We start from the raw sequence: 21240 nt of genomic DNA on the forward strand, positions 1-21240 counted from the left end.
GCTCAGCAATAGCGGAAGTGCGATTGCAGATCGAACAGCGGGTTGCCTTCCAGCAGTTCGCCACCGAGGCTGGCGATCACCGCGCAGGCGCCGTTCAGGGCGGTCTGCACCGCGCCTTCGGCCCAGCCGCCGGTAAACGAGCTGCCGCAGCCGGCCAGGTACAGGCCGGTGTCCTGCTGCGGGTCGAGGGCGGTCTTGAACTGGTAGAACAGGCGCTGGGAGTACAGGTCGTCGCCCGGGAAGTTCAGCTTGAACGCGCCCAGGGCCTGCTTGTCGGTGAGCCAGTCGTATTCCAGCACGTAACGCTGGTAGTCGCCGTTCAGCGGCACCAGGTGACTAGCGAACTCCGGCGCGCTCATCGCCAGTTCGTCCACCAGGCGCTTGCAGCGCTGGACCTTGTCGGTCATCGAGACCATTTTGTGCGAGTCGTCTTCCCAGGTGTAACTGATCAGCACCACGCCCCAGGAGTCCGGGTCCTGCGGGGCGTAGTCCAGGTAGTAGACGCCCTTGACCAGGGTGTCGGTCTGGATGTTCTGCGCCAGGCCATGTTTGAGCCAGAACTTGTCGCGGGTCAGGATGAACAGCTTGGACGAGCCGACCATGTGGGTTTCGTTGATCGCCCGGGCGACATCGCGATTGACGAACTGCTCGGCCTGGGTCAGGCGCATGTTGACTTGCAGGGCGCGGGTGGTGGCGGTGGTGATCACCCGGTCGCAGCCATAGGTTTCACCGTTGCAGCCCTGCAGCAGGATCTGCCCGTCGGCGCCTTTGCTGATGGATTCGATGCGGGTGCGGCAGATCCGGTCGCGCAGGGCGATGCCATGGAATTCCTCGTCGGCGATCCGCTCCCAGAGCGTGGAAATGCCGTTGGGCACCAGCCGCTGGTTGACTTCGAAGGCGTTGATCACCAGGCGCAGGATCTCGGTGAACGAGGCTCGGTACACCGACTGGAAACCACCCGAGCCGATGCCCAGGGAACCGAACAGGTGGAAATCTTCCGGCTTGCGCCAGCGCTTGCCGCCCGGTGGGTTTTTCGAGGTGAAGATCTGCACCATGGCCGAGTAGAAAGAGTGATCGCCAAAGCAGTCCAGGTAGCGTTGCCACTCCGGCTGCACTTCGGCGTATTGCTGCTTTTCCAGCAGCTCGGTGAGCAGCAGCGGCGGCGCCAGGAAGGTGCCGTCGTCCAGGCGCACGCCCTCCTTGAGAAAGGCGTTCCAGCCGCGGTGCACGGTGTTGAAGATCGGCGGTGGATTTTCCCCGGCCGGCCAGTGGTGGGTTTCGCCGCGGTAGTGGATTTCAGTGTCGACCACGCCAGGGTCGGGGAAGGCCTCGGTGGTGCCGATGCCGAAGCGGTCCAGATAATGGAACAGGCCGACTTCGCTCGGCGGGAAACGCATGGCGCCCATCTCGGCGATGAACTGCGGTTGGGTTTCGTCGAAGCACTGGGTCAGGAAACGCCCGCCGAGGTGGTCTTTCGAGGCTTCGAACAGGGTGATGCGGGTGGCGCCGGCGCGCAGCAGTTCATAGGCCGCGATCAGGCCGCTGAGGCCGGCGCCGACGATGCCGATGTGCTTGTCGGCGATCGCCGGTGGCAGGTGACCGATGGCCTGGGTGGCACGGCGCAGGAACTGCCCATAGTCGTACAACAGGTCGATGTTGGGGAACGAGCGGGTGCCTTGGGTTTCTTCGAAACCGGAGTGGGAGGAGTTCACAGGTAAGGGTCTCGGAAATCAGATGATGAGCTGCAGGCTTTCAAACGCGCGGGACGGATTGAGCAGGAGGACTTTCTTGCGCTGGATTTTCCACTGGCCGGCGAGGCACAGCAGTTGGTGCTCCACGGTCACCGGGTAATGCCATTCGCTGTCGCCACGGGCCTCGCAATACAGCATGGGGGTCAGGCAACGGGCGCTGAGGCCGTCCGGGTCGAGGCTGATCGCCGGCCGCTGGGCAATGTGCAGGCTGCGGCTCTTGGGCTGCTGCGAGAAGTTGCGGGCGCTGGCCAGGCGGTTGATGCGCAGGGTGGTGAGGAAACGGTCCTCATACAGCAGGGAGGATTCGCGCAACGGGCAGGGTTGATCGTGGCGCAGCGGAATCCAGTAGTGGAAGTCGTCGCACAGCAGCTGTTGCCAGGCGTCGAAATCCTGTTGGTCGAGAAGCGCGATCTCTTGGTAGATCAGCTGTTCGAGGGGCGAGTTATCCATGGGCGGTCGATCCGTCTGGGGCCTGCATCAGCTGCTGCCAGGTGTTGTAGAAGTTGCGCATGGCCCGTTCGCTGGTGCCGGACACCACCTGGGTCTGCTCATGGGATTCACCCGGTTCGAACAGGCGGGCGACATTCACCCAGTCGTTGGCCTGGCTGCGCAGCCCGTCCATGGCCCGCTCGTACATTTCCACGTCGTCGTGGGCGACCATCGAGCACGGCGAGTTGATCAGGTTGTTGTACTGCACGGTTCTTTCCAGCAACTGCACCGGCGCGCCCACCAGCTCGAAGATCCACGACTCGACCACGGTCTCGCTGGCCGAGACCGGGCGGATCACCCGCAGGGTCTGGATTGGCCCCTTGACCATCAGGTTGGGGAAATACACGGTGTTGTGCCGGGTATCGTCGAGGATCGCCGCGGCCTGGGTTTCGCCGTAGCTCTCGACCATCAGCTCCCAGTAACCGGGGATGCTGGAATAGGCCTTGTGGATCGAGTTGCTGACGCCGGTATGGCCATGGCCGTTGGGCCAGGTGCGGATGCCCATGGCGCTGAAGAACTCGTAGGACGCCATGAACGGCGAGAACAGTTCAACGGCCATCGGCGGCTGGCCGTCATGCCCGGTTTCCTTCCACAGGCGAATGGCTTCGCCGGCCGAGGATTCGTGGGCGACCATCGGATGACAGGTGTCGGTCTGGTTGTCGACCACCATCTTCCAGTTGCAGCGATGGCGGTGCAGCAGGGGCTGGCCGATGGCGCGCAACTGCCCCTGGGGCGAGCGCATGACCATGTTGTCCAGGGTCGACAGCGAGTCGCCGAAGAACTCGCTAAAGCCGACGCCCTGTTCCTTCAGGCGCACGAACACAAAGCCCCGGTAGTTCTCCACCGCGGCCACCGGCTGCATGCCCTTGTGGGCGGCGCAGCTGCTGAGGTCGCAGTCGTCGTATTCTTTTTTCACCGGGATGCTCAGCAGCTGGCCGTCGGTCTTGAAGGTCCAGGCGTGATAGGGGCAACGGATAAAGCGCCCGACATTGCCTTGCGGCTCGGCCAGCACTTTCACGCCCTTGTGCGGGCAGCGGTTGTGCAGCACGACGATCTCGCCGTTTTTCTGCCGGACCATGGCCAGCGGTTGGCCGGCGATGTCGCCGGTGAAGAAGTCGCCGGTTTCCGGGACCAGGCTTTCATGGCCCAGGTAGCACCAGCTGGCGGCGAACACCTGTTGTTGTTCTCGCTCGAAGAGCGACGGATCAAGGAACAGCGTGCGATGCACTTCCTTGCCGTTGAAGTAGTTGTCCAACGAGGTTCTCTCTTTAGATGACCAGTTTCAGGCTTGGGCCTTTGGCCCGGGATACGCAGGGGTAGATCTTGTTGCTGCAGGCGGCCTGCTGCGGGCTCATGATGAAATCGCGGTGATCGACCTCACCTTCCAGCACGTCCAGCTCGCACACCCCGCATTCGCCGCGACGGCAGTCGTAGAGCGGCTCCAGGCCGGCCTCTTCGAGGGCGTCGAGCAGGGACTGGCCGGGCTGCACCCGCAGGTCGATGCCGGAGTCCGCGGCATGCACGGCGAAGCCGGGTTCGTCTTCCGCCAGGGTGGTGTTGAAGATTTCGAAGTGGATGCGTTCGCGAGGAAAGCCCAGGCTCTGGGCATGGCTGAATACATCGTTGAGCATGGCTTGCGGGCCGCACACATACAGGCGATCCCGGGGCTGCAACTGGCCCAGCACCGCGGCCACCGACGGGCGCCCCTCGGCCGAGTCGGAGCAGTGCAGGCTCAGGCTGTCCTGCAACAGCTCGCGCATCTGCGCGGCGTAGGCAGCGTCGTCCGCGCTCTTGGCGAAATAGTGCAGCCGCGCCGGGCGCTGCCGGGCTCGCAGATGCCCGAGGATGCCGGTCAACGGCGTGATGCCGATGCCGCCGGCGAGGGCGATGTCGGCGCCGTCGCTGTCGTCCAGTTGGTAGTCGAAGGCATTGAACGGGCCGTCGAGCCGTACCTGGTCGCCAACGCTCAGTTGGCGGATATAAGCGCTGCTGGGCGAGTCGGGGTTCAGGCGAATGGCGAACACCAGGCTGCCCTGGGGCAGCTCATGTTCGGCCAGTTCGACCCGGGAGTAGTGACGCCATTGCTCGAGTTGGGGAATCCACCATTTGAAGTGGGCCCCGGCGGTGGCCTCGCAGGGGGTCGGCACAAGAGGCGCCAGAGTGATTTCCTTGATGCTTGGCGAGAGCATCAGGCACTGGGTGATCTGGTAATTCATGGGGTGACTCGCTGTCAGCTTAACGGTGTTTCATGCAGGTACAGCCACTGGGCCGAGTGCTCATGGATCCGGATCACCACCACCGAGAGGCGTGAGGTTTCCTTCTGCTCCAGGCGATGGGTTTCCTTGTAGCGGATCGCCGCGCTGTGGCCTTCGTGCCAGACGGTGTGCATGTCGCTGACGAGGATCTCCAGGCCGGGGCGGGCACCGACGGCGCCGCGGAACATCTGTTCGACCTGCTCGCGGCTGACGATGGCGCCCGCGGTGGTGACCATGCTGAAGTGTTCGGCGAAGGCCGGCAGCAGGCGGTCGATGGCGGCGGCGCCGTTGCCGTCCAGGTCGGTGAAGACCGCGTGGATCAGCTCGTGGACCGCATGGATGCTGTGTTTGGCCTGTTCAACGATTGTGTTGTGCATGACATTCCTTTTGCGTGGTCAGGTTGCTCATCTGCAACAGGGGTAACAGACCCATCACCGCCGCGATGACGAAGGTCAGGTGATAGGCCGGGGTAGACGCCAGGCTGGCGAGCAGCAGGTTGTAGATCATCAGGAACAGCGCAGCGCCGATGCTGAAGGACATCTGCCGGTTGATGTTCCAGATCACGCTGCCCTTGTGGGTATCGGCACCTTCGAAGTCCATCAGCGAAGTGGTTTGCGCGGTGTTGGCGCCGATGCCGCCGCCGATGCCCATCAGGCAGTAGGCGATGACGATGATCGGCAGGTCGGCGGCGCTGTCGACCAGGTACAGGGTGGCGATGCCGGCGCTGTGCAGGAGCATGCCGAGGGTGAACAGGCGCCGGGCGCCGAAGCGGTTGTAGACCCGGCCGCAGACCAGCATGGCGATGAAGGCGCCGCTGGCGTAGAGGATCATGAACATGCCGGTCAGCTTGGCGCTGAAGTGCAGGCTGTTCTGCAGGAAGAAGATGCTCAGCAGGTTGACCCCGGTGAACACCCCGGGAATCGCGTAGTAGATGAAGATCGAGGTGCTGAGCTTCTTGCTCTTGAGCAGGCTCAACTCGACGATGGCGTTGTCGCAGCGGCGGTAGTGCAGGACATACAGCACCACGCAGGTGACCCCCAGCATCAGGCAGCTCAGGGCGGCCAGCGGCGGGTAGTCGCCGCCGTACAGCGACATGCCCATCAGCAGGCTGCCCAGGGCCGCGCTGACCAGCAGCAGGCCCTTGATGTCCGGGCGCGCCAGGCTGGCGGGCCGGGCTTCCTTGATCCACAACCAGGACAGGGCGGCGGCGATCAGCGAGAACGGAATGTTGCTGTGGAACACCCAGCGCCAGGAGCTGCTGTCGACGATCACGCCGCCGATGGTCGGCGAGATGGCCGGGGCGATCAGGGCGACGGCCATCACCAGGGTGGAGATCTTGGCCCGCTGCGGGCCCTGGAACAGATTGAAGGTCAGGGCCTGGCCCACCGGGATCAGCAAGCCGCCGCCGATGCCCTGGACGAAGCGCCAGATCACCAGCTCATGGAAGCTGCCGGCCATCCCGCACATCCATACGGCGGTGCTGAACACCAGCATCGAGGCAGTGAGGGTTTCGCGGCTGCCGAATCGTCCGGCCAGCCAGGTGCTTACCGGAATGATCAGGGTCAGGCCGAGAATATAGGCATTGGCCACCCAGGCCACGGATGAAGTCGAGACTTGCATGTCATGGGCAATACTCGGTAAAGCCACGGCCGACATGAATATGTTTATACAGTCGATAAAGAATCCGATGAGGAATATAAGAGCCACTTTGTAGCGATAAGTCATATGATCTCCCTTTTGCGGCGGGATCATAGGAGCGATAGACCGAGGGTGTCGATACGCCTATACTTGAAACATTGTTTGATGGGATTTAACAATGATTTACAAAAACAGTGAGCTATAACATGCACACGCATCTAAATCGCGTCCAGACATTCCTGGCGGTTGTCGATTTCGGTTCCTATACCAAGGCGGCCAATTACCTGTGCATCAGCAAAGCCATGGCCAGCCTGCATGTCAAGGCGCTCGAGGAAGTTTTGTCGGCGACCCTGTTGATCCGCAATACCCGCAATATATCCCTGACGGAAATAGGCCAGGACTTTTATAACGAGTTCAAGGGCATTGTCGCGGATATCGACAATGCCTTCGAAAATGTCCTGCACGGGCATAATCGTATTTCCGGTAAGTTGCGTTTCAGTTCAACTAGCGAGTATGGCGAACGCTATATACTGCCGATCATTTCCAAGTTCACCGAACGTTATCCGGAGATCCGTCTTTGTTATAACTTCAACTCTTCGTTGAATGATCTGGTGGCGGAAAAACTCGACCTGGTGATCCGCCTGGGCAACCTCGCCGACTCGGCTTTCAAGAGCCGCAAGCTGGCCGACTACGACATCGTCCTGGTGGCCAGCCCGGACTTTCTGGCGCGCCATCCGGTGGTCGAGCCCCTGGACCTGAACAGCGTGCCGTGGATCGCCAACAGCAACCTGCAAGGGCCGACCACCTGGACCCTGAGCCACCCGCAACTGGGCCAGGTCGAGGTCAGCGGGCCCAATCATTTCGAGTCCAATTCTTCCACCGCCATTCGCGCCATGACCCTGTCGTCCCTGGGGGTGTCGGTACTGCCCGGCTGGGTGGTCGAGGACGACCTGGCGAGCGGCCGGCTGGTGCGCCTGCTGCCCGACTACGCCTTGCCTTCGCAGTCGGTGAACGTGGTGTTTCCCAACAGTTCGCACCTGCCGCACAAGTCGCGGGCGTTCATCGATTTCCTGTTGCTGCACCTGGGGCAGTGATCGGCGATACTCGGCGCGTTCGTGGCATCACTTGTGGGGAACCCAATGCCGTTGCAATCCTTGACCAGCCTGGCCGCCGTCGATCCGCAGCAATGGGACGGCCTGCTCAGTGACGGCCAGCCGTTTCTGCGCCACGCCTTTCTCAGCACGCTGGAAGACAGCGGCAGCCTCGGCCCGCGTTCCGGCTGGCAGGCCGAGCACCTGCTGCATGTGCAAGACGGGCGCCTGATCGCGGCGTTGCCCAGCTACCGCAAGTGGCATTCCTACGGTGAGTACGTGTTCGACCATGGCTGGGCCGACGCCTGCGCCCGGGCTGGCATCGAGTATTACCCCAAGCTGCTGAGCGCCGTGCCCTTCAGCCCGGTCAGCGGCGCGCGGCTGCTGGCGGCGAGCCTGGAAGACGGCCTCGAACTGCTGCAAAGCCTGCCCGGTTACCTGGAGATCGAAGGGCTGTCCAGCGCCCATATCAACTTCACCGATGCCTTTACCGATGCCGCCCTGGCCGGGCAGGACGGCTGGTTGCAGCGCCTGGGTTGCCAGTTCCACTGGCAGAACCGTGGCTATCGGGACTTCCAGGACTTTCTCGATAGCCTCAGCTCGCGCAAGCGCAAACAGATGCGCAAGGAGCGCGAACAGGTGGCGGGGCAGGGTATCGAGTTCGAGTGGCTTGAAGGCCGGCAGCTCAGCGAAGCACAGTGGGATTTTGTCTACGCCTGTTACGCCAACACCTATGCGGTGCGGCGCCAGTCACCCTACCTGACCCGGGCCTTTTTCAGCCTGCTGGCCGAACGCATGCCCGAGGCCATCCGCGTGGTGCTGGCCAAGCAGAACGCCAGGCCGGTGGCCATGGCCTTCAGCCTGATCGGTGGCGACAGTTTCTACGGGCGTTACTGGGGCTGCCTGGCGGAGTTCGATCGCCTGCATTTCGAAACCTGTTTCTACCAGGGCATGGACTATGCGATCGCCCAGGGCATGCAGCGTTTCGACGCCGGAGCCCAGGGCGAGCACAAGTTGATTCGGGGGTTCGAGCCGGTGATCACCCGGTCCTGGCACTACCTGCGCCACCCCGGCCTGAAAGCGGCGGTGGAGGATTTTCTTCGGCAGGAGCGGGCGGGCGTATTGGCTTACGCCGAAGAGGCGAGGGCCGCGCTGCCGTATCGGCAGGCGTGACCCTCGGGGTGATTTTCAGCTGTCTTCCTTGCCCAGCCAGCGGTAGATGCCACCGCCGACCACCGCGCCGAGAATCGGCGCCAGCCAGAACAGCCACAGTTGCTGGATCGCCCAGCCACCGACGATCAAGGCCGGCCCGGTGCTGCGCGCCGGGTTGACCGAGGTGTTGGTCACCGGGATCGAGATCAGGTGGATCAGTGTCAGCGCCAGGCCGATGGCGATTGGCGCGAAGCCCACCGGCGCACGTTTATCGGTGGCGCCGAGGATGATCACCACGAACATCCCGGTCATCACCAGCTCGCTGACAAAACCCGCCGCCAGTGAATAGCCTCCCGGCGAGTGTTCGCCATAACCGTTGGAAGCCAGCCCGCTGGCCAGCTCGAAGCCCGGCTTACCGCTGGCGATGAAGTACAGCAGCGCCGCGGCGATCACCCCGCCGAGCACTTGCGCGATGACATAGGCGGGCAGTTCCTTGAGCGGAAAACGCCCGCCCACCACCAGGCCGACGGACACCGCGGGGTTGAGATGACAGCCGGAGATATGGCCGATGGCGAAGGCCATGGTCAGGACGGTAAGACCGAAGGCCAGCGCCACGCCGAGCAGGCCGATGCCGACCTCCGGGAACGCGGCCGCCAGTACGGCGCTGCCACAACCACCCAATACCAGCCAGAAGGTACCTAACAACTCAGTGACTGAACGTTTGAACAGAGACATGAAGTTATCCTTTTAGGTCGACTATCGATGCGATAAAGCCGTGATGCGGCCGTGCAGGCTGGCCGCAGGCCCTGGTCCAGAACCTAGGCTCAGTACAGCAGGCTTTTTTTACAAATCCAGTGCGAAAAAAAAACGCCAGGGCCCGATGTAAAGGGTCCTGGCGTTTTTCTGTAGACGCCGGCGCAGCCTGCGATGGGCGGGTAGTGATTGAAGTAGCCGCCCCCTTGTAGCCGCTGCCGAAGGCTGCGATCGGCCGCGCAGCGGTCGTAAATCTTGCAACCGTGATCTGCCTGAAGGAGCGCATTCGCCGGTTTGCGACTGCTTCGTCGGAATGCCGCCCAAGCCGATCGCAGCCTCGAAGGCTCGGCAGCGGCTACAGGGCTACAGGTCAGTCGATACCGACAAAGCCTCCGGTCTGGTGCTGCCACAGGCGCGCATACAGGCCACCGTGGGCCAGTAGCTCGGCATGGCTGCCGGTCTCGGCGATGCGGCCTTTTTCCAGGACCACCAGGCGGTCCATGCGGGCGATGGTCGAGAGCCGGTGGGCGATGGCGATCACGGTCTTGCCCTGCATCAGGGTCTCCAGGCTTTCCTGGATCGCCGCCTCGACTTCCGAGTCCAGGGCCGAGGTGGCCTCATCCATGATCAGGATCGGCGCATCCTTGAGCAGCACCCGGGCAATGGCGATGCGCTGGCGCTGGCCGCCGGAGAGTTTCACCCCGCGCTCGCCGACATGGGCATCGAAGCCAGTACGGCCCTGGGCGTCGGAGAGCAATGGGATGAACTCATCGGCGCGGGCCTTGCGCACCGCTTCCCAGAGCTCCTCGTCGGTGGCGTCGGGCTTGCCGTACAACAGGTTGTCGCGGATCGAACGGTGCAGCAGCGAGGTGTCCTGGGTGATCATGCCGATCCGTTCGCGCAGGCTTTCCTGGGTCACGTCGGCGATGTTCTGGTTGTCGATCAGGATGCGCCCGCTCTCCAGGTCATAGAGCCGCAGCAACAGGTTGACCAGGGTCGACTTGCCGGCGCCGGACGGGCCGATCAGGCCGATCTTTTCCCCGGGCCGGATGGTCAGGTTGAGGTCGCTGATGACCCCGGTCTTTTTCCCGTAGTGGAAATCCACATGCTCGAAACGCACTTCGCCGCTGGCCACCGCCAGGCGCGGCGCCTGTTCGCGGTCGCTGACGCTGATGGGCTGGGCGATGGTCTGCAGGCCGTCCTGGACCATGCCGATGTTCTCGAAGATGCCGTTGACCACCCACATGATCCAGCCGGACATGTTGACGATGCGGATCACCAGGCCGGTGGCCAGGGCGATGGCGCCGACCGAGATCAGCGACTGGGTCCACAGCCACAGGGCCAGGCCCGTGGTGGAGACGATCAGCAGGCCGTTCATGGCGGTGATCACCACGTCCATGCTGGTGATGACCCGCCCGGCCAGCTGGCTTTTCTCGGTCTGCTCGCCGATGGCTTCGCGCGCGTAGTTCTGCTCGAAGTGGGTGTGGGCGAACAGCTTGAGGGTGGTGATGTTGGTGTAGCCGTCGACGATCCTGCCGACCAGCTTGGAGTTGGCGTCCGAGGAAATCACCGAACGTTCCTTGACCCTGGGCACGAAGTACCAGAGCGCGCCGATGTAGCTGGCGATCCAGATCAGCAGCGGGATCATCAGGTGCCAGTCGGCCTCGGCGAATAGCACCAGGGAGCTGACCGCATAGATCAGCACGTGCCACAGCGCGTCCACCGCCTGCACCGCCGAGTCGCGCAGCGAGTTGCCGGTCTGCATGATGCGCTGGGCGATGCGCCCGGCGAAGTCGTTCTGGAAGAAGTTCAGGCTCTGCTTGAGCACATAGCTGTGGTTCTGCCAGCGAATCAGGCTGGTCATGCCCGGGCTGATGGTCTGGTGCACCAGCAGGTCGTGCAGGGCGACGAACAGCGGTCGGAAGATCAGCGCGACCACCGCCATCCAGGCCAGCTCGAGGCCGTGGGTCTTGAAGATCTCGACATTGGGCGTGCCCTGGGCCAGGTCGATGATCGTGCTCAGGTAGCTGAACAGCGACACTTCGATCAGCGCGACGAACAGGCCGACCACCAGCAGGGCGACGAAGCTCGGCCAGACTTGCTTGATGTAATAGAGGTAGAAGGGCAGTACGCGGTTGGGGGGAGCGGCAGTGGGAGCGTCGCGGAAAATATCGATCAGCTGTTCAAAACGACGATAGAGCATGGGATCTGACGCCCGCGTGGCGGGCTCTCCTTATCAGTAAGCAGGCGCAGCGCCGTGTCGGCGCTGCGCCGGGACTCCCGGCGAAGCCTTGGGCTCTGTACGAAAAGTCGGCGGATGTAGCCACTTTCCGTACAGGGCCTTAGTCGATGCGCTTGGCCGACTTGATCAGCACGGGGTCGATCGGCACGTTCTGCATGCCTTGTTTGGTGGTGGTCTGCGAGTTGACGATCTGGTCGACCACGTCCATGCCGCTCACCACCTTGGCGAACACCGCGTAACCGGCATCGCGGCCCGGATCGAGGAAGGCGTTGTCGGCGACGTTGATGAAGAACTGGCTGGTGGCCGAGTTCGGGTTCGAGGTGCGGGCCATGGACAGGGTGCCACGTACGTTATGCAGGCCGTTGCTGGCTTCGTTCTTGATCGGGTCGCGGGTTTCCTTCTGCACCATCTGCGGGGTGAAGCCGCCGCCCTGGACCATGAAGCCCGGGATCACCCGGTGAAAGATGGTGTTGGTGTAGAAGCCACTGTCGACGTAGTCGAGGAAGTTCTTGCTGGAGATCGGGGCCTTGACCGGGTCCAGTTCGACTTCGATCTTGCCGAAGCTGGTGTCCAGCAGGACGTGAGGCGCCTTGGCCGGTTGGGCGGCCATCAGGTTGGCAGCGAACAGAACGGAGCCGGCGACGAGGGCGATTTTTTTCAGCATGGGTCAGTGATCCTGGGTGGTGGTGTCGACTGCGGTTAAAAACTCGAGCAGGGTTTGGTTGAAGCGTTGCGGCTGGTCCAGCGGCGTGGCGTGACGCGAATCGGCGATCACCACCAGGCGCCCGTCGGGCAGCAGTTTCACATAGCTTTCTTTCAGTGCGACCGGGGTGTAGTCACGGTCGGCGCTGATGACCAGGGTTGGACAGGCGACTTGCGAAAGTCGTTCCTGGACCCCCCAGCCAACGATGGCATCGAAGCTTGCGAGATAAGCACGTTTGTCGTTTTTTGCCCAGCGCTCGGCCATCTTTTGCCGCAGCTCGGCCTGCTCTGGCTTGGGGAACAGTTTGCCGGCCAGGGCGATGCCGATGGCTTCGAGGCTGAGCAGGCGCATCAGGCTCCAGCGCTTGAACCACTGCCAGGCGTCGTTGGCGCTGCGGATCTTCACCTCGGGCGCGCTGTTGACGATGCACAGGCTTTTCAGCAGCCCGGGCTGATCCACCGCGAGCTGGAAGGCGATCATGCCGCCCATGGACAGGCCCGCCAGGTGCACTCGCGACAGGTTCAGGTGCTCCAGCAGGGCGACCAGGTCGGCGCTGAAACCGGCGATGCTGTAAGGCCCGCGGGGCTTGTCGGAACGGCCATGGCCACGCACGTCGGGGAGGATCAGGCGGTAATGGGCGGACAGCTCGGCGATCTGCTTTTCCCAGTCCCGGGTGCTGGAGCCGAGTCCGTGAACCAGCACCAGCGGTTCGCCATGGCCGTATTCCTCGTAGTGCAGGGTGCATCCTTCGTGTTCGAAATAGGCCATGGCTGAATTCCTGTTCAGGCGCGTGGAGGGTTCAAGTGTCGGTTCAGGCTTGTTCCGGGGCGGCGAACGGCGCGTCCAGCGGCGCGGTGTCGAAGGTGCGCAGCAGCTCGACGAGGATCTGCGTGGCCGGGCCCAGGGGTTTGTCCTTGTTCGAATACAGGTAGAAGGTCGGGTGCCGGCTGCCACCCTGGTCCAACGGTAGCACCTTGAGCAGGCCCTCCCGGAGTTCGCGTTCGATCATGTGGCGCGGCAGCCAGGCAAAGCCCAGGCCGCTGCCGACGAAGGTGGCGGCGGTGGCCAGGCTGCCGACGGTCCAGCGCTGTTCGGCGCCGAGCCAGCCGACGTCCCGCGGCTGCTGGCGGCCGGAGTCGCGGATCACCACCTGCAGTTGGCTTTCCAGGTCCTGGAAATTCAGCTCGCGGTTCAGGCGGTGCAGGGCGTGTTCCGGGTGGGCCACGGCGACGAATTCCACCGAGCTCATTTCGGTGCCCAGGTAGCCGGAGATATTGAAGCCGCTGATGGCCAGGTCGGCCACGCCTTCGAGCAGCACCTCTTCGACCCCGGACAGCACTTCCTCGCGCAGGCGCACCCGGCAGCCGCGGCTTTGCGGCATGAAGGCGGTCAGGGCGCGGACCAGGCGCGCGCTGGGGTAGGCGGCGTCCACCACCAGGCGCACTTCGGCTTCCCAGCCCTGTTCCATGTGGTGGGCCAGGTCTTCCAGCTGGCTGGCCTGTTTCACCAGTTGCCGCGAGCGGCGCAGCAACACACCGCCGGCCTCGGTGAGCACGGCCTTGCGCCCGTCGATACGCAGCAGCGGCACGCCCAGTTGGTCCTGCATGCGCGCCACGGTGTAGCTGACAGACGATTGCGAACGGTGCAGCGCCTCGGCGGCCTGGGCGAAGCCGCCGTGATCGACCACGGCCTGCAGTGTTCGCCATTGATCGAGGGTAACGCGGGGCGCTTTCATGAGGAGCTCCTCTTGTCCTAAGCTGGCGCTCCTTATTGGAGACTGCCGAATGAGAAAATTCTGTTGTGTGTTGCTGGCCCTGCTGCCGCTCAGTGCGTTCGCCTATCCCATCGATGTGCAGAAACACCTCGAAGGCGTGAGCATCGACTACACCGCCTACGACACCGATGCCGACATCGGTTCGATCCAGGTGAACAACTACGGCACCACCGACGCCGCCTGCACGGTGGTCTTCCGCAACGGCCCCGAAGCCCCGCGCACGCGCAAGGTGGAAGTGGCGGCCGGCAAGTTCAAGAACGCCACGGCCAAGTTCAACCGCAGCATCATCAAGCTGCGCATCGACCTGACCTGTACCGCCAAGTAAGCGCAAAGCGGAGCAGGGTGCGCGACCTGCTCCGCTTATAAACGAATTTATTGATTGGTTATAGCAGTTATTTGCGCTTTTTCATCGATATGACTCTGTTTAATCTGCGCTCCATCGACCTACAGCATTCCCGATGGAGGCTACATCCCATGTCCCGCGTTCTGATCATCGAAAGCAGTGCCCGTCAGCAGGATTCCGTTTCCCGCCAGCTGACCCAGACCTTCATCAAGCAATGGCAGGCGGCCCACCCGGGCGACCAGATCACCGTGCGTGACCTGGCGGTAACCCCGGTGCCGCACCTGGACAGCAACCTGCTGGGCGGCTGGATGAAACCCGCCGAGCAGCGCAACGAGAGCGAAGAGGCCTCGCTGCAGCGTTCCAACGAACTGACCGACGAACTGCTGGCCGCCGACGTGCTGGTGATGGCCGCGCCGATGTACAACTTCGCCATCCCGAGCACCCTCAAAGCCTGGCTGGACCACGTGCTGCGTGCCGGCGTGACCTTCAAGTACACCGCAACCGGTCCCCAGGGCCTGCTCAACGGCAAGCGCGCCTATGTGCTGACCGCCCGTGGCGGCATCTACGCCGGCAGCACCGCGGATCACCAGGAACCCTACCTGCGCCAGGTGATGGGCTTCATCGGCATCCACGACGTCGAGTTCATCCACGCCGAAGGCATGAACCTGGGCGGCGACTTCCAGGAAAAGGGCCTGAACCAGGCCAACGCCAAACTGGCCCAGGTCGCTTGATCCGTTAATCGCCAGATAATCGCGCAGTGGTCTAGTAGGCCCTGCGCTCCCCTTCAAGTTTGTGTGCGCATCGAACCTCCCTTTGCACTTGTTGCTCCTGAGTGCTCCTGCCCGATTGAACGCTTTGCGAGATCGGGCTTTTTTTTGCCCGCGATTTTTGATGCTTCTGTAGCCGCTGCCGAGCCCCGGCGAGGCTGCGCTCGACGGCGCAGCCGTCGCCAAACCAGGTGCCGCGATATTTCTGATTCACCGCGGTTGCCGGGTTCGCGGCTGCTACGCAGCCGATCGCAGCCTCGCCAGGGCTCGGCAGCGGCTACAAAAGCGGGGAGGCGAGTGACCGGGCTATCGGCTGCAATCGTTGGCCCGTAGCCGCTGTCGAGCGTCAGCGAGGCTGCGACCGACGGCGCAGCCGTCGCCAAACCAGGTGCCGCGGTATTTCTGATTCACCGCGGTTGCCGGGTTCGCGGCTGCTATGCAGCCGATCGCAGCCTCGCCAGGGCTCGGCAGCGGCTACAAAAGCGGGGAGGCGAGTGACCGGGCCATCGGCTGCAATCGTTGGCCCGTAGCCGCTGTCGAGCGTCAGCGAGGCTGCGATCGACGGCGCAGCCGTCGCCAAACCAGGCACCGCGGTATTTCTGATTCACCGCGGTTGCCGGGTTCGCGGCTGCTATGCAGCCGATCGCAGCCTCGCCGGAGCTCGGCAGCGGCTACAAAAGCGGGGAGGCGAGTGACTGGGCCATCGGCTGCAATCGTTGGCCCGTAGCCGCTGTCGAGCGTCAGCGAGGCTGCGCTCGACGGCGCAGCCGTCGCCAAATCAGGCACCGCGGTATTTCTGATACACCGCTTTGCGTCGGGTGGGGCAAAACCGCTATCGTCGCCGCCTCTTCAAGACGAGGCGAGCAATGGGCTATCTACTTTTTGTCACGCTGATCCAGGCGTTTTCCTTCAGCCTGATCGGCGAATACCTGGCCGGGCATGTCGACAGTTATTTCGCGGTGCTGGTCCGGGTGTTGCTGGCCGGGCTGGTGTTCATCCCGCTGACCCGCTGGCGCCAGGTGGAGCCGGCGTTCATGCGCGGCATGCTGCTGATCGGCGCCTTGCAGTTCGGCGTGACCTACGTCTGCCTGTACCTGAGTTTTCGCGTGCTGACGGTGCCGGAGGTGCTGCTGTTCACCATCCTCACGCCGCTGCATGTGACCCTGATCGAGGACGCGCTGAACCGGCGCTTCAACCCCTGGGGCCTGCTGGCGGCGCTGGTGGCGGTGGCCGGGGCGGCGGTGATCCGCTACGACCGCATCAGCCCGGATTTCTTCATGGGCTTTCTGCTGCTGCAACTGGCCAACTTCACCTACGCCGCCGGGCAGGTGTTGTACAAGCACCTGGTGGCGCGCCATCCGAGCGACCTGCCGCATTACCGGCGTTTCGGCTACTTCTACCTGGGGGCGCTGGCGGTGGTATTGCCGGCCTTCCTGCTGTTCGGCAAGCCGGACTTCCTGCCCGAAGCCCCGTTGCAATGGGCCGTGCTGCTGTTTCTCGGGCTGGTGTCCACCGCGCTGGGGCTGTACTGGTGGAACAAGGGCGCCTGCCTGGTCACTGGCGCGACCCTGGCGGTGATGAACAACCTGCATGTGCCGGTGGGGCTGCTGATCAATCTGTTGATCTGGAATCAGCATGAGGAACTGGGGCGCCTGTTCCTCGGCGCGCTGGTGATCCTGGCGGCGGTGTGGATCAGCCGTCGCGGCGTAAAAGCCGCGACTACTGCCACTGCCCTGTAGGAGCGCCGGTCGACGCTCGATTGCCCACGATAGTGATCTGACAGACACCGCGGGGTCAGGCCGCTGCGCGGATCGCGAGCAAGCTTCGCTCCTACAGATTGAGCAGATAGAGGGGTTGATCGCCCCGGGGACGGGGCGATCAGGCGGGAATTACAGCGCGCGTTTTTCCACTTCGGGGATATGACTGGCGCCCAGCACCGCCGGCAGCAGGCCGGCGCGCAGGTCGTTGCCGCTCGGCTGCTGATACAGGCTCAGGCCGAACTCCGGCATCACCGCCAGCAGGTAATCGAAGATATCGCCCTGGATGCGCTCGTAGTCGGTCCACGCCGTGGTGCGGGTGAAGCAGTAGATTTCCAGCGGAATGCCCTGGGCGGTGGTCTGCATCTGGCGGACCATGCAGGTCATGTTCGGCTGGATGTCCGGATGACTCTTGAGGTACGCCAGGGCATAGGCGCGGAAGGTGCCCAGGTTGGTCATGCGGCGGCGGTTGGCCGACATGGCGGCGACATTGCCCTGGGCCTCGTTCCAGCTCTTGAGCTCGGCCTGCTTGCGACTGATGTAGTCGGTGAGCAGGTGGACCTTGCCCAGGCGCACCTCTTCCTCATCGTTGATGAAGCGCACGCCGCTGGCGTCGATGTACAGGCTGCGCTTGATCCGCCGGCCGCCGGACTGCTGCATGCCGCGCCAGTTCTTGAACGACTCGGACATCAGGCGCCAGGTGGGGATCGAGACGATGGTCTTGTCGAAGTTCTGCACCTTGACTGTGTGCAGGGTGATATCGACCACATCGCCGTCGGCGCCGACCTGGGGCATTTCGATCCAGTCGCCGACCCGCAGCATGTCGTTGCTGGTCAGTTGCACGCTGGCGACGAACGACAGCAGGGTGTCCTTGTAGACCAACAGGATCACCGCCGACATGGCGCCCAGGCCGGACAACAGCAGCAGCGGCGAGCGGTCGATCAGGGTGGCGACGATGATGATCGCGCCGAACACGAACAGCACCATCTTCGCCAGTTGCACGTAACCCTTGATCGAACGGGTGCGCGCATGTTCGGTGCGGGCGTAGATGTCCAGCAGGGCGTTGAGCAGGGCGCTGATGGCCAGTACCTGGAACAGGATGGTGAAGGCCAGGGCCAGGTTGCCGAGGAACACCAGGCTGGTCTTGCTCAGCTCCGGCACCAGGTGCAGGCCGAACTGGACCACCAGCGACGGGGTCATCTGTGCCAGGCGATGGAACACCTTGTTCTGGCGCAGGTCGTTGAGCCAGTGCAGGGACGGTTGGCGGCCGAGCAGCTTGACCGCGTGCAGGATGAGGTAGCGCGCCACTCGTCCGACGAGCAGCGCCACCACCAGCAGGATGACCAGGGCCAGGCTGGAATGCAGGAGCGGGTGCTCATCGAGCGCCCCCCAGAGGTCTTGAACGTTGAGCCAGAGCTGTTTGAAATCCATGGGGTCAGAAGCTTCCTCTATGAGACGAGACGGATCGATTAGAACATTTAAGCCGTCGAAAGTTACCGTTAAGGACGAATCGCTGACAAAAACCAATTGTTTACCGTGGTTTGCGTGAAAGAAACTCGGCCTTCGCGCCCGAAACCGTTACCCTATGCAGCTGTTTTTTTGCATATCTTCGAGGTAGCACCCGTGTTTTCCCAATTCGCCCTGCACGAACGCCTGCTCAAAGCCGTGGCCGAGCTTAAATTTGTCGAGCCAACGCCTGTGCAGGCAGCGGCCATTCCGCTCGCGCTCCAAGGGCGTGACCTGCGGGTGACGGCGCAGACCGGCAGCGGCAAGACCGCCGCGTTCGTCCTGCCGATCCTCAATCGCCTGATCGGCCCGGCGAAGATCCGCGTCAGCATCAAGACCCTGATCCTGCTGCCGACCCGTGAGCTGGCGCAGCAGACCCTGAAGGAAGTCGAACGCTTCTCGCAGTTCACCTTCATCAAGGCCGGCCTGATCACCGGCGGCGAAGACTTCAAGGTCCAGGCCGCGATGCTGCGCAAGGTGCCGGACATCCTGATCGGCACCCCGGGTCGCCTGATCGAGCAACTGAACGCCGGCAACCTCGATTTGAAAGAAGTGGAAGTGCTGGTCCTCGACGAAGCCGACCGCATGCTCGACATGGGCTTTGCCGACGACGTGCAGCGCCTGGTGGACGAGTGCCCGAACCGTCAGCAGACCATGCTGTTCTCCGCCACCACCGGTGGCTCGGGCCTGCGCGAGATGGTCGCCAAGGTCCTGAACAACCCTGAGCACCTGCAGCTCAACGCGGTCAGCCAGCTGAACGACACCACCCGCCAGCAGATCATCACCGCCGACCACAACCAGCACAAAGAGCAGATCGTCAACTGGCTGCTGGCCAACGAGACCTACCAGAAGGCCATCGTCTTCACCAACACCCGCGCCATGGCCGACCGTATCTACGGCCGCCTGGTGGCCCAGGAGTACAAGGCGTTCGTCCTGCACGGTGAGAAAGACCAGAAGGACCGCAAGCTGGCCATCGACCGCCTGAAGCAGGGCGGGGTGAAAATCCTCGTCGCCACCGACGTCGCCGCCCGCGGCCTGGATGTCGACGGCCTGGACCTGGTGATCAACTTCGACATGCCGCGCAGCGGCGACGAATACGTGCATCGCATCGGCCGTACCGGGCGTGCCGGCAATGACGGCCTGGCCATCTCGCTGATCTGCCATGGCGACTGGAACCTGATGTCGAGCATCGAGCGCTACCTCAAGCAGCACTTCGAGCGCCGCACCATCAAGGAAGTCAAAGGCACCTACAGCGGGCCGAAGAAGGTCAAGGCCTCCGGCAAGGCCGCGGGTGTGAAGAAGAAAAAGACCGACGCCAAGGGCGACAAGAAAAAAACCGTGGCCAAGGCCCCGACCAAACGCAAGACCGCCAACCGGCCGAAAAGCGATGCCCTGGTCAGCCAGGACGGCATGGCGCCGCTCAAGCGCCGCAAGCCAGCACCGGCTGCCGAATAAGCCGTAGCGCCATACAAAAAGCCCGGACCCCGTCCGGGCTTTTTATTGGCCGGCGATCAGCTGTCGGCCTTCTTCTTGGCCGCGCCTTCACTGGCTCTGGCCCCTCGACGACTTGAGTTCTTCGCTGGAACCCTCGTTGCAGAGCCTCTCTCCTGCACCAGCCGGCAGGATGAATGATTGACGCCAAAATGATGGCCAATTAACATATTGATATCATTTTGATACTAATGCGTCTCGAGGGATCGAACATGTACTCACCCGCCCTCGCGGGGAGGTTGTGCCTGGCTTTGCTGTGCTTGACTCCGCTACACCTCGTTCATGCTGCTCCCACCCCCGGTGACACCGACCTGATCCGCGAACGCCAGGACCGCCTGCTCGAAGAGCAGCGCCGGCGCCTGGAGGAACTCAAGGACCTGCCCGGAAAAGAGGCCGCTCCCACAGCGCCGACCGCGCCTGCCGACACCCGCTGTTTCCCGATCCAGGACATCGAACTCAAGGGCGCCGACAGCCTGTCCGCCGCCGAGCAGGCGCGCCTGCTCAAGCCCTATATCGGTCAGTGCCTGGGCGTCAGCCAGCTCAACGAGCTGCTCAAGGTCATCACCGACTACTACCTGGAGAAGGGCCTGGTGACCAGCCGTGCCTACCTGCCACAGCAGGACCTGTCCGCGGGCCATTTGAAGGTGCTGGTGGTCGAGGGCCGGCTCGAAGGCTTGAAGGGCGCGGCCGACAGCCAGCTGTCCGAGCGGGAGCTGGCCATGGCCTTTCCCGGCCAGGTCGGCGCGCTGGTCAACCTGCGGGAAATCGAACAACTGGTGGACCAGCTCAACCGCCTGCCGTCGAACCAGGCGCAAATGGAGCTGGCCCCCGGCAAGGAGGTCGGTGGCAGCCAAGTGCTGGTCAAGAACAGCGCGCAAAAGCCCTGGCGGGCCGGGCTGTCGCGCAGCAACGACGGCCAGCGCAGCACCGGCGAGCAGCAGTGGGGCACCACCTTCGACTGGGACAGCCCGCTGGGGCTGGCCGACCAGTTGATGTTGCGCGGTGGCCACGATGCCATGAGCGACCACCAGCACACCTCCAACAACGCCATGCTCTCTTACAACCTGCCCTGGGGCTGGTGGAACTTCAGTTACACCTACAGCCAGAGCGAGTACCGCTCCCAGGCCCAGGCCAATGGTTTCAGCTTCAAGCAGACCGGCGACAGCCAGAACCACCAGCTGCGCGCCGAGCGGGTGATCCTGCGTGATGCAGTGAGCAAGACCTCGCTGAATGCCGGGCTGGCCTACCTGCGCACCAACAACTTCATCGAAGACAGCAAGCTGGCCCTGAGCAGCAATCGCCTCAGCGAAGCCCAGTTCGGCATCAACCACGGCCGGCGCATCGGCGGTGCCTTCGTCAACCTCGACCTGGGCATGCAGCACGGCATCGGTGCCTTCGACGCCCAGGACAATGGCCACCCAGGGCCGGGCGAGCCGAATGCGCGCTACCGCAAATACACCGCCACCCTCAGTTACCTGCAGCCGTTCAAGCTGTGGGGCGAGTCGTTCAGCTTCAGCAGCCTGATGAC

The 21240-nt window shown here is 63.3% G+C and carries 19 protein-coding genes; 7 read left to right on the plus strand and 12 right to left on the minus strand.

Annotation, left to right across the window (positions count from 1 at the left end; translation table 11 throughout):
- Positions 1 to 2 precede the first annotated feature (2 nt).
- Genes DK261_RS31470 through DK261_RS31495 form a run of 6 tightly spaced genes read right to left on the minus strand, consistent with a single transcriptional unit; the run spans position 3 to position 6220 of the window.
- Complete coding sequence (locus DK261_RS31470) at positions 3 to 1712, minus strand: NAD(P)/FAD-dependent oxidoreductase (RefSeq protein ID WP_110177407.1); 1710 nt, start codon at positions 1710 to 1712, stop codon at positions 3 to 5.
- A gap of 18 nt (positions 1713 to 1730) precedes the next feature.
- Entirely contained in the window at positions 1731 to 2201 is a 471-nt protein-coding gene (locus tag DK261_RS31475) for an aromatic-ring-hydroxylating dioxygenase subunit beta (protein ID WP_009047599.1), read from the minus strand.
- The gene (locus DK261_RS31480; protein ID WP_028681881.1) at positions 2194 to 3495 is read right to left on the minus strand and encodes a Rieske 2Fe-2S domain-containing protein; all 1302 of its coding nucleotides are present in this window, start codon (positions 3493 to 3495) and stop codon (positions 2194 to 2196) included. The genes DK261_RS31475 and DK261_RS31480 overlap by 8 nt, the downstream gene beginning before the upstream one ends.
- A 13-nt stretch (positions 3496 to 3508) precedes the next feature.
- A complete protein-coding gene (locus DK261_RS31485) occupies positions 3509 to 4456 on the minus strand; it encodes a flavin reductase family protein (protein WP_110177409.1) in 948 nt (315 codons plus the stop codon).
- 14 nt (positions 4457 to 4470) lie between these two features.
- Entirely contained in the window at positions 4471 to 4872 is a 402-nt protein-coding gene (locus tag DK261_RS31490; RefSeq protein ID WP_028681883.1) for a hypothetical protein, read from the minus strand.
- Positions 4853 to 6220: an MFS transporter gene (locus DK261_RS31495; RefSeq protein ID WP_009047603.1), complete on the minus strand. Its 1368-nt coding sequence runs from the start codon at positions 6218 to 6220 to the stop codon at positions 4853 to 4855. Before DK261_RS31495 ends, DK261_RS31490 begins: the two co-directional genes overlap by 20 nt.
- Positions 6221 to 6339: 119 nt before the next feature.
- On the opposite strand from DK261_RS31495, the gene DK261_RS31500 reads away from it, so the two are divergent.
- Positions 6340 to 7227, plus strand: coding sequence for a LysR family transcriptional regulator (locus DK261_RS31500; RefSeq protein WP_110177411.1), 888 nt, complete (start codon positions 6340 to 6342; stop codon positions 7225 to 7227).
- Positions 7228 to 7272: 45 nt separating this feature from the next.
- Complete coding sequence (locus tag DK261_RS31505) at positions 7273 to 8397, plus strand: GNAT family N-acetyltransferase (RefSeq protein ID WP_009047605.1); 1125 nt, start codon at positions 7273 to 7275, stop codon at positions 8395 to 8397.
- A 15-nt stretch (positions 8398 to 8412) separates the two neighbouring features.
- On the opposite strand, the gene aqpZ is transcribed toward DK261_RS31505, so the two are convergent.
- From aqpZ to DK261_RS31530, 5 genes are all read right to left on the minus strand, one after another.
- On the minus strand, positions 8413 to 9111 hold the full coding sequence (gene aqpZ, locus DK261_RS31510; protein ID WP_009047606.1) for an aquaporin Z: 699 nt from the start codon (positions 9109 to 9111) through the stop codon (positions 8413 to 8415).
- Between the two features lie 388 nt (positions 9112 to 9499).
- Positions 9500 to 11332, minus strand: a complete 1833-nt coding sequence (locus DK261_RS31515) for an ABC transporter ATP-binding protein (protein ID WP_110177413.1) — start codon at positions 11330 to 11332, stop codon at positions 9500 to 9502.
- A gap of 139 nt (positions 11333 to 11471) precedes the next feature.
- Positions 11472 to 12035: a peptidylprolyl isomerase A gene (locus tag DK261_RS31520; RefSeq protein WP_007920626.1), complete on the minus strand. Its 564-nt coding sequence runs from the start codon at positions 12033 to 12035 to the stop codon at positions 11472 to 11474.
- A 3-nt stretch (positions 12036 to 12038) separates the two neighbouring features.
- Entirely contained in the window at positions 12039 to 12842 is an 804-nt protein-coding gene (locus DK261_RS31525) for an alpha/beta fold hydrolase (protein WP_053268459.1), read from the minus strand.
- Positions 12843 to 12885: 43 nt separating this feature from the next.
- Positions 12886 to 13809 (minus strand): LysR family transcriptional regulator, encoded by a 924-nt coding sequence (locus DK261_RS31530; RefSeq protein ID WP_007920628.1) that lies wholly within the window; start codon positions 13807 to 13809, stop codon positions 12886 to 12888.
- A 49-nt stretch (positions 13810 to 13858) separates the two neighbouring features.
- Between DK261_RS31530 and DK261_RS31535 the strand changes: the two genes are divergently transcribed.
- From DK261_RS31535 to DK261_RS31545, 3 genes are all read left to right on the plus strand, one after another.
- Positions 13859 to 14173: a hypothetical protein gene (locus tag DK261_RS31535; RefSeq protein WP_038581315.1), complete on the plus strand. Its 315-nt coding sequence runs from the start codon at positions 13859 to 13861 to the stop codon at positions 14171 to 14173.
- A gap of 149 nt (positions 14174 to 14322) precedes the next feature.
- The gene (locus DK261_RS31540) at positions 14323 to 14922 is read left to right on the plus strand and encodes an FMN-dependent NADH-azoreductase (protein WP_016704169.1); all 600 of its coding nucleotides are present in this window, start codon (positions 14323 to 14325) and stop codon (positions 14920 to 14922) included.
- A gap of 902 nt (positions 14923 to 15824) precedes the next feature.
- Positions 15825 to 16697 carry a carboxylate/amino acid/amine transporter gene (locus tag DK261_RS31545; RefSeq protein WP_009047611.1) on the plus strand — a complete coding sequence of 291 codons (873 nt, stop codon included), beginning with the start codon at positions 15825 to 15827 and terminating at the stop codon, positions 16695 to 16697.
- Positions 16698 to 16847: 150 nt separating this feature from the next.
- Here the strand turns inward: DK261_RS31545 and DK261_RS31550 are convergent, their stop codons facing one another.
- The gene (locus DK261_RS31550) at positions 16848 to 18146 is read right to left on the minus strand and encodes a mechanosensitive ion channel family protein (RefSeq protein ID WP_009047612.1); all 1299 of its coding nucleotides are present in this window, start codon (positions 18144 to 18146) and stop codon (positions 16848 to 16850) included.
- A 192-nt stretch (positions 18147 to 18338) separates the two neighbouring features.
- On the opposite strand from DK261_RS31550, the gene DK261_RS31555 reads away from it, so the two are divergent.
- On the plus strand, positions 18339 to 19676 hold the full coding sequence (locus DK261_RS31555) for a DEAD/DEAH box helicase (RefSeq protein ID WP_009047613.1): 1338 nt from the start codon (positions 18339 to 18341) through the stop codon (positions 19674 to 19676).
- A 248-nt stretch (positions 19677 to 19924) separates the two neighbouring features.
- Positions 19925 to 21240: ShlB/FhaC/HecB family hemolysin secretion/activation protein (locus DK261_RS31560; RefSeq protein ID WP_110177535.1), on the plus strand; the 1316-nt coding region annotated here is incomplete at its 3' end.

It is taken from the genome of Pseudomonas sp. RW409, from assembly GCF_003184125.1.
In the GTDB taxonomy this organism is placed as follows: Bacteria; Pseudomonadota; Gammaproteobacteria; order Pseudomonadales; family Pseudomonadaceae; genus Aquipseudomonas; species Aquipseudomonas chlororaphis_I.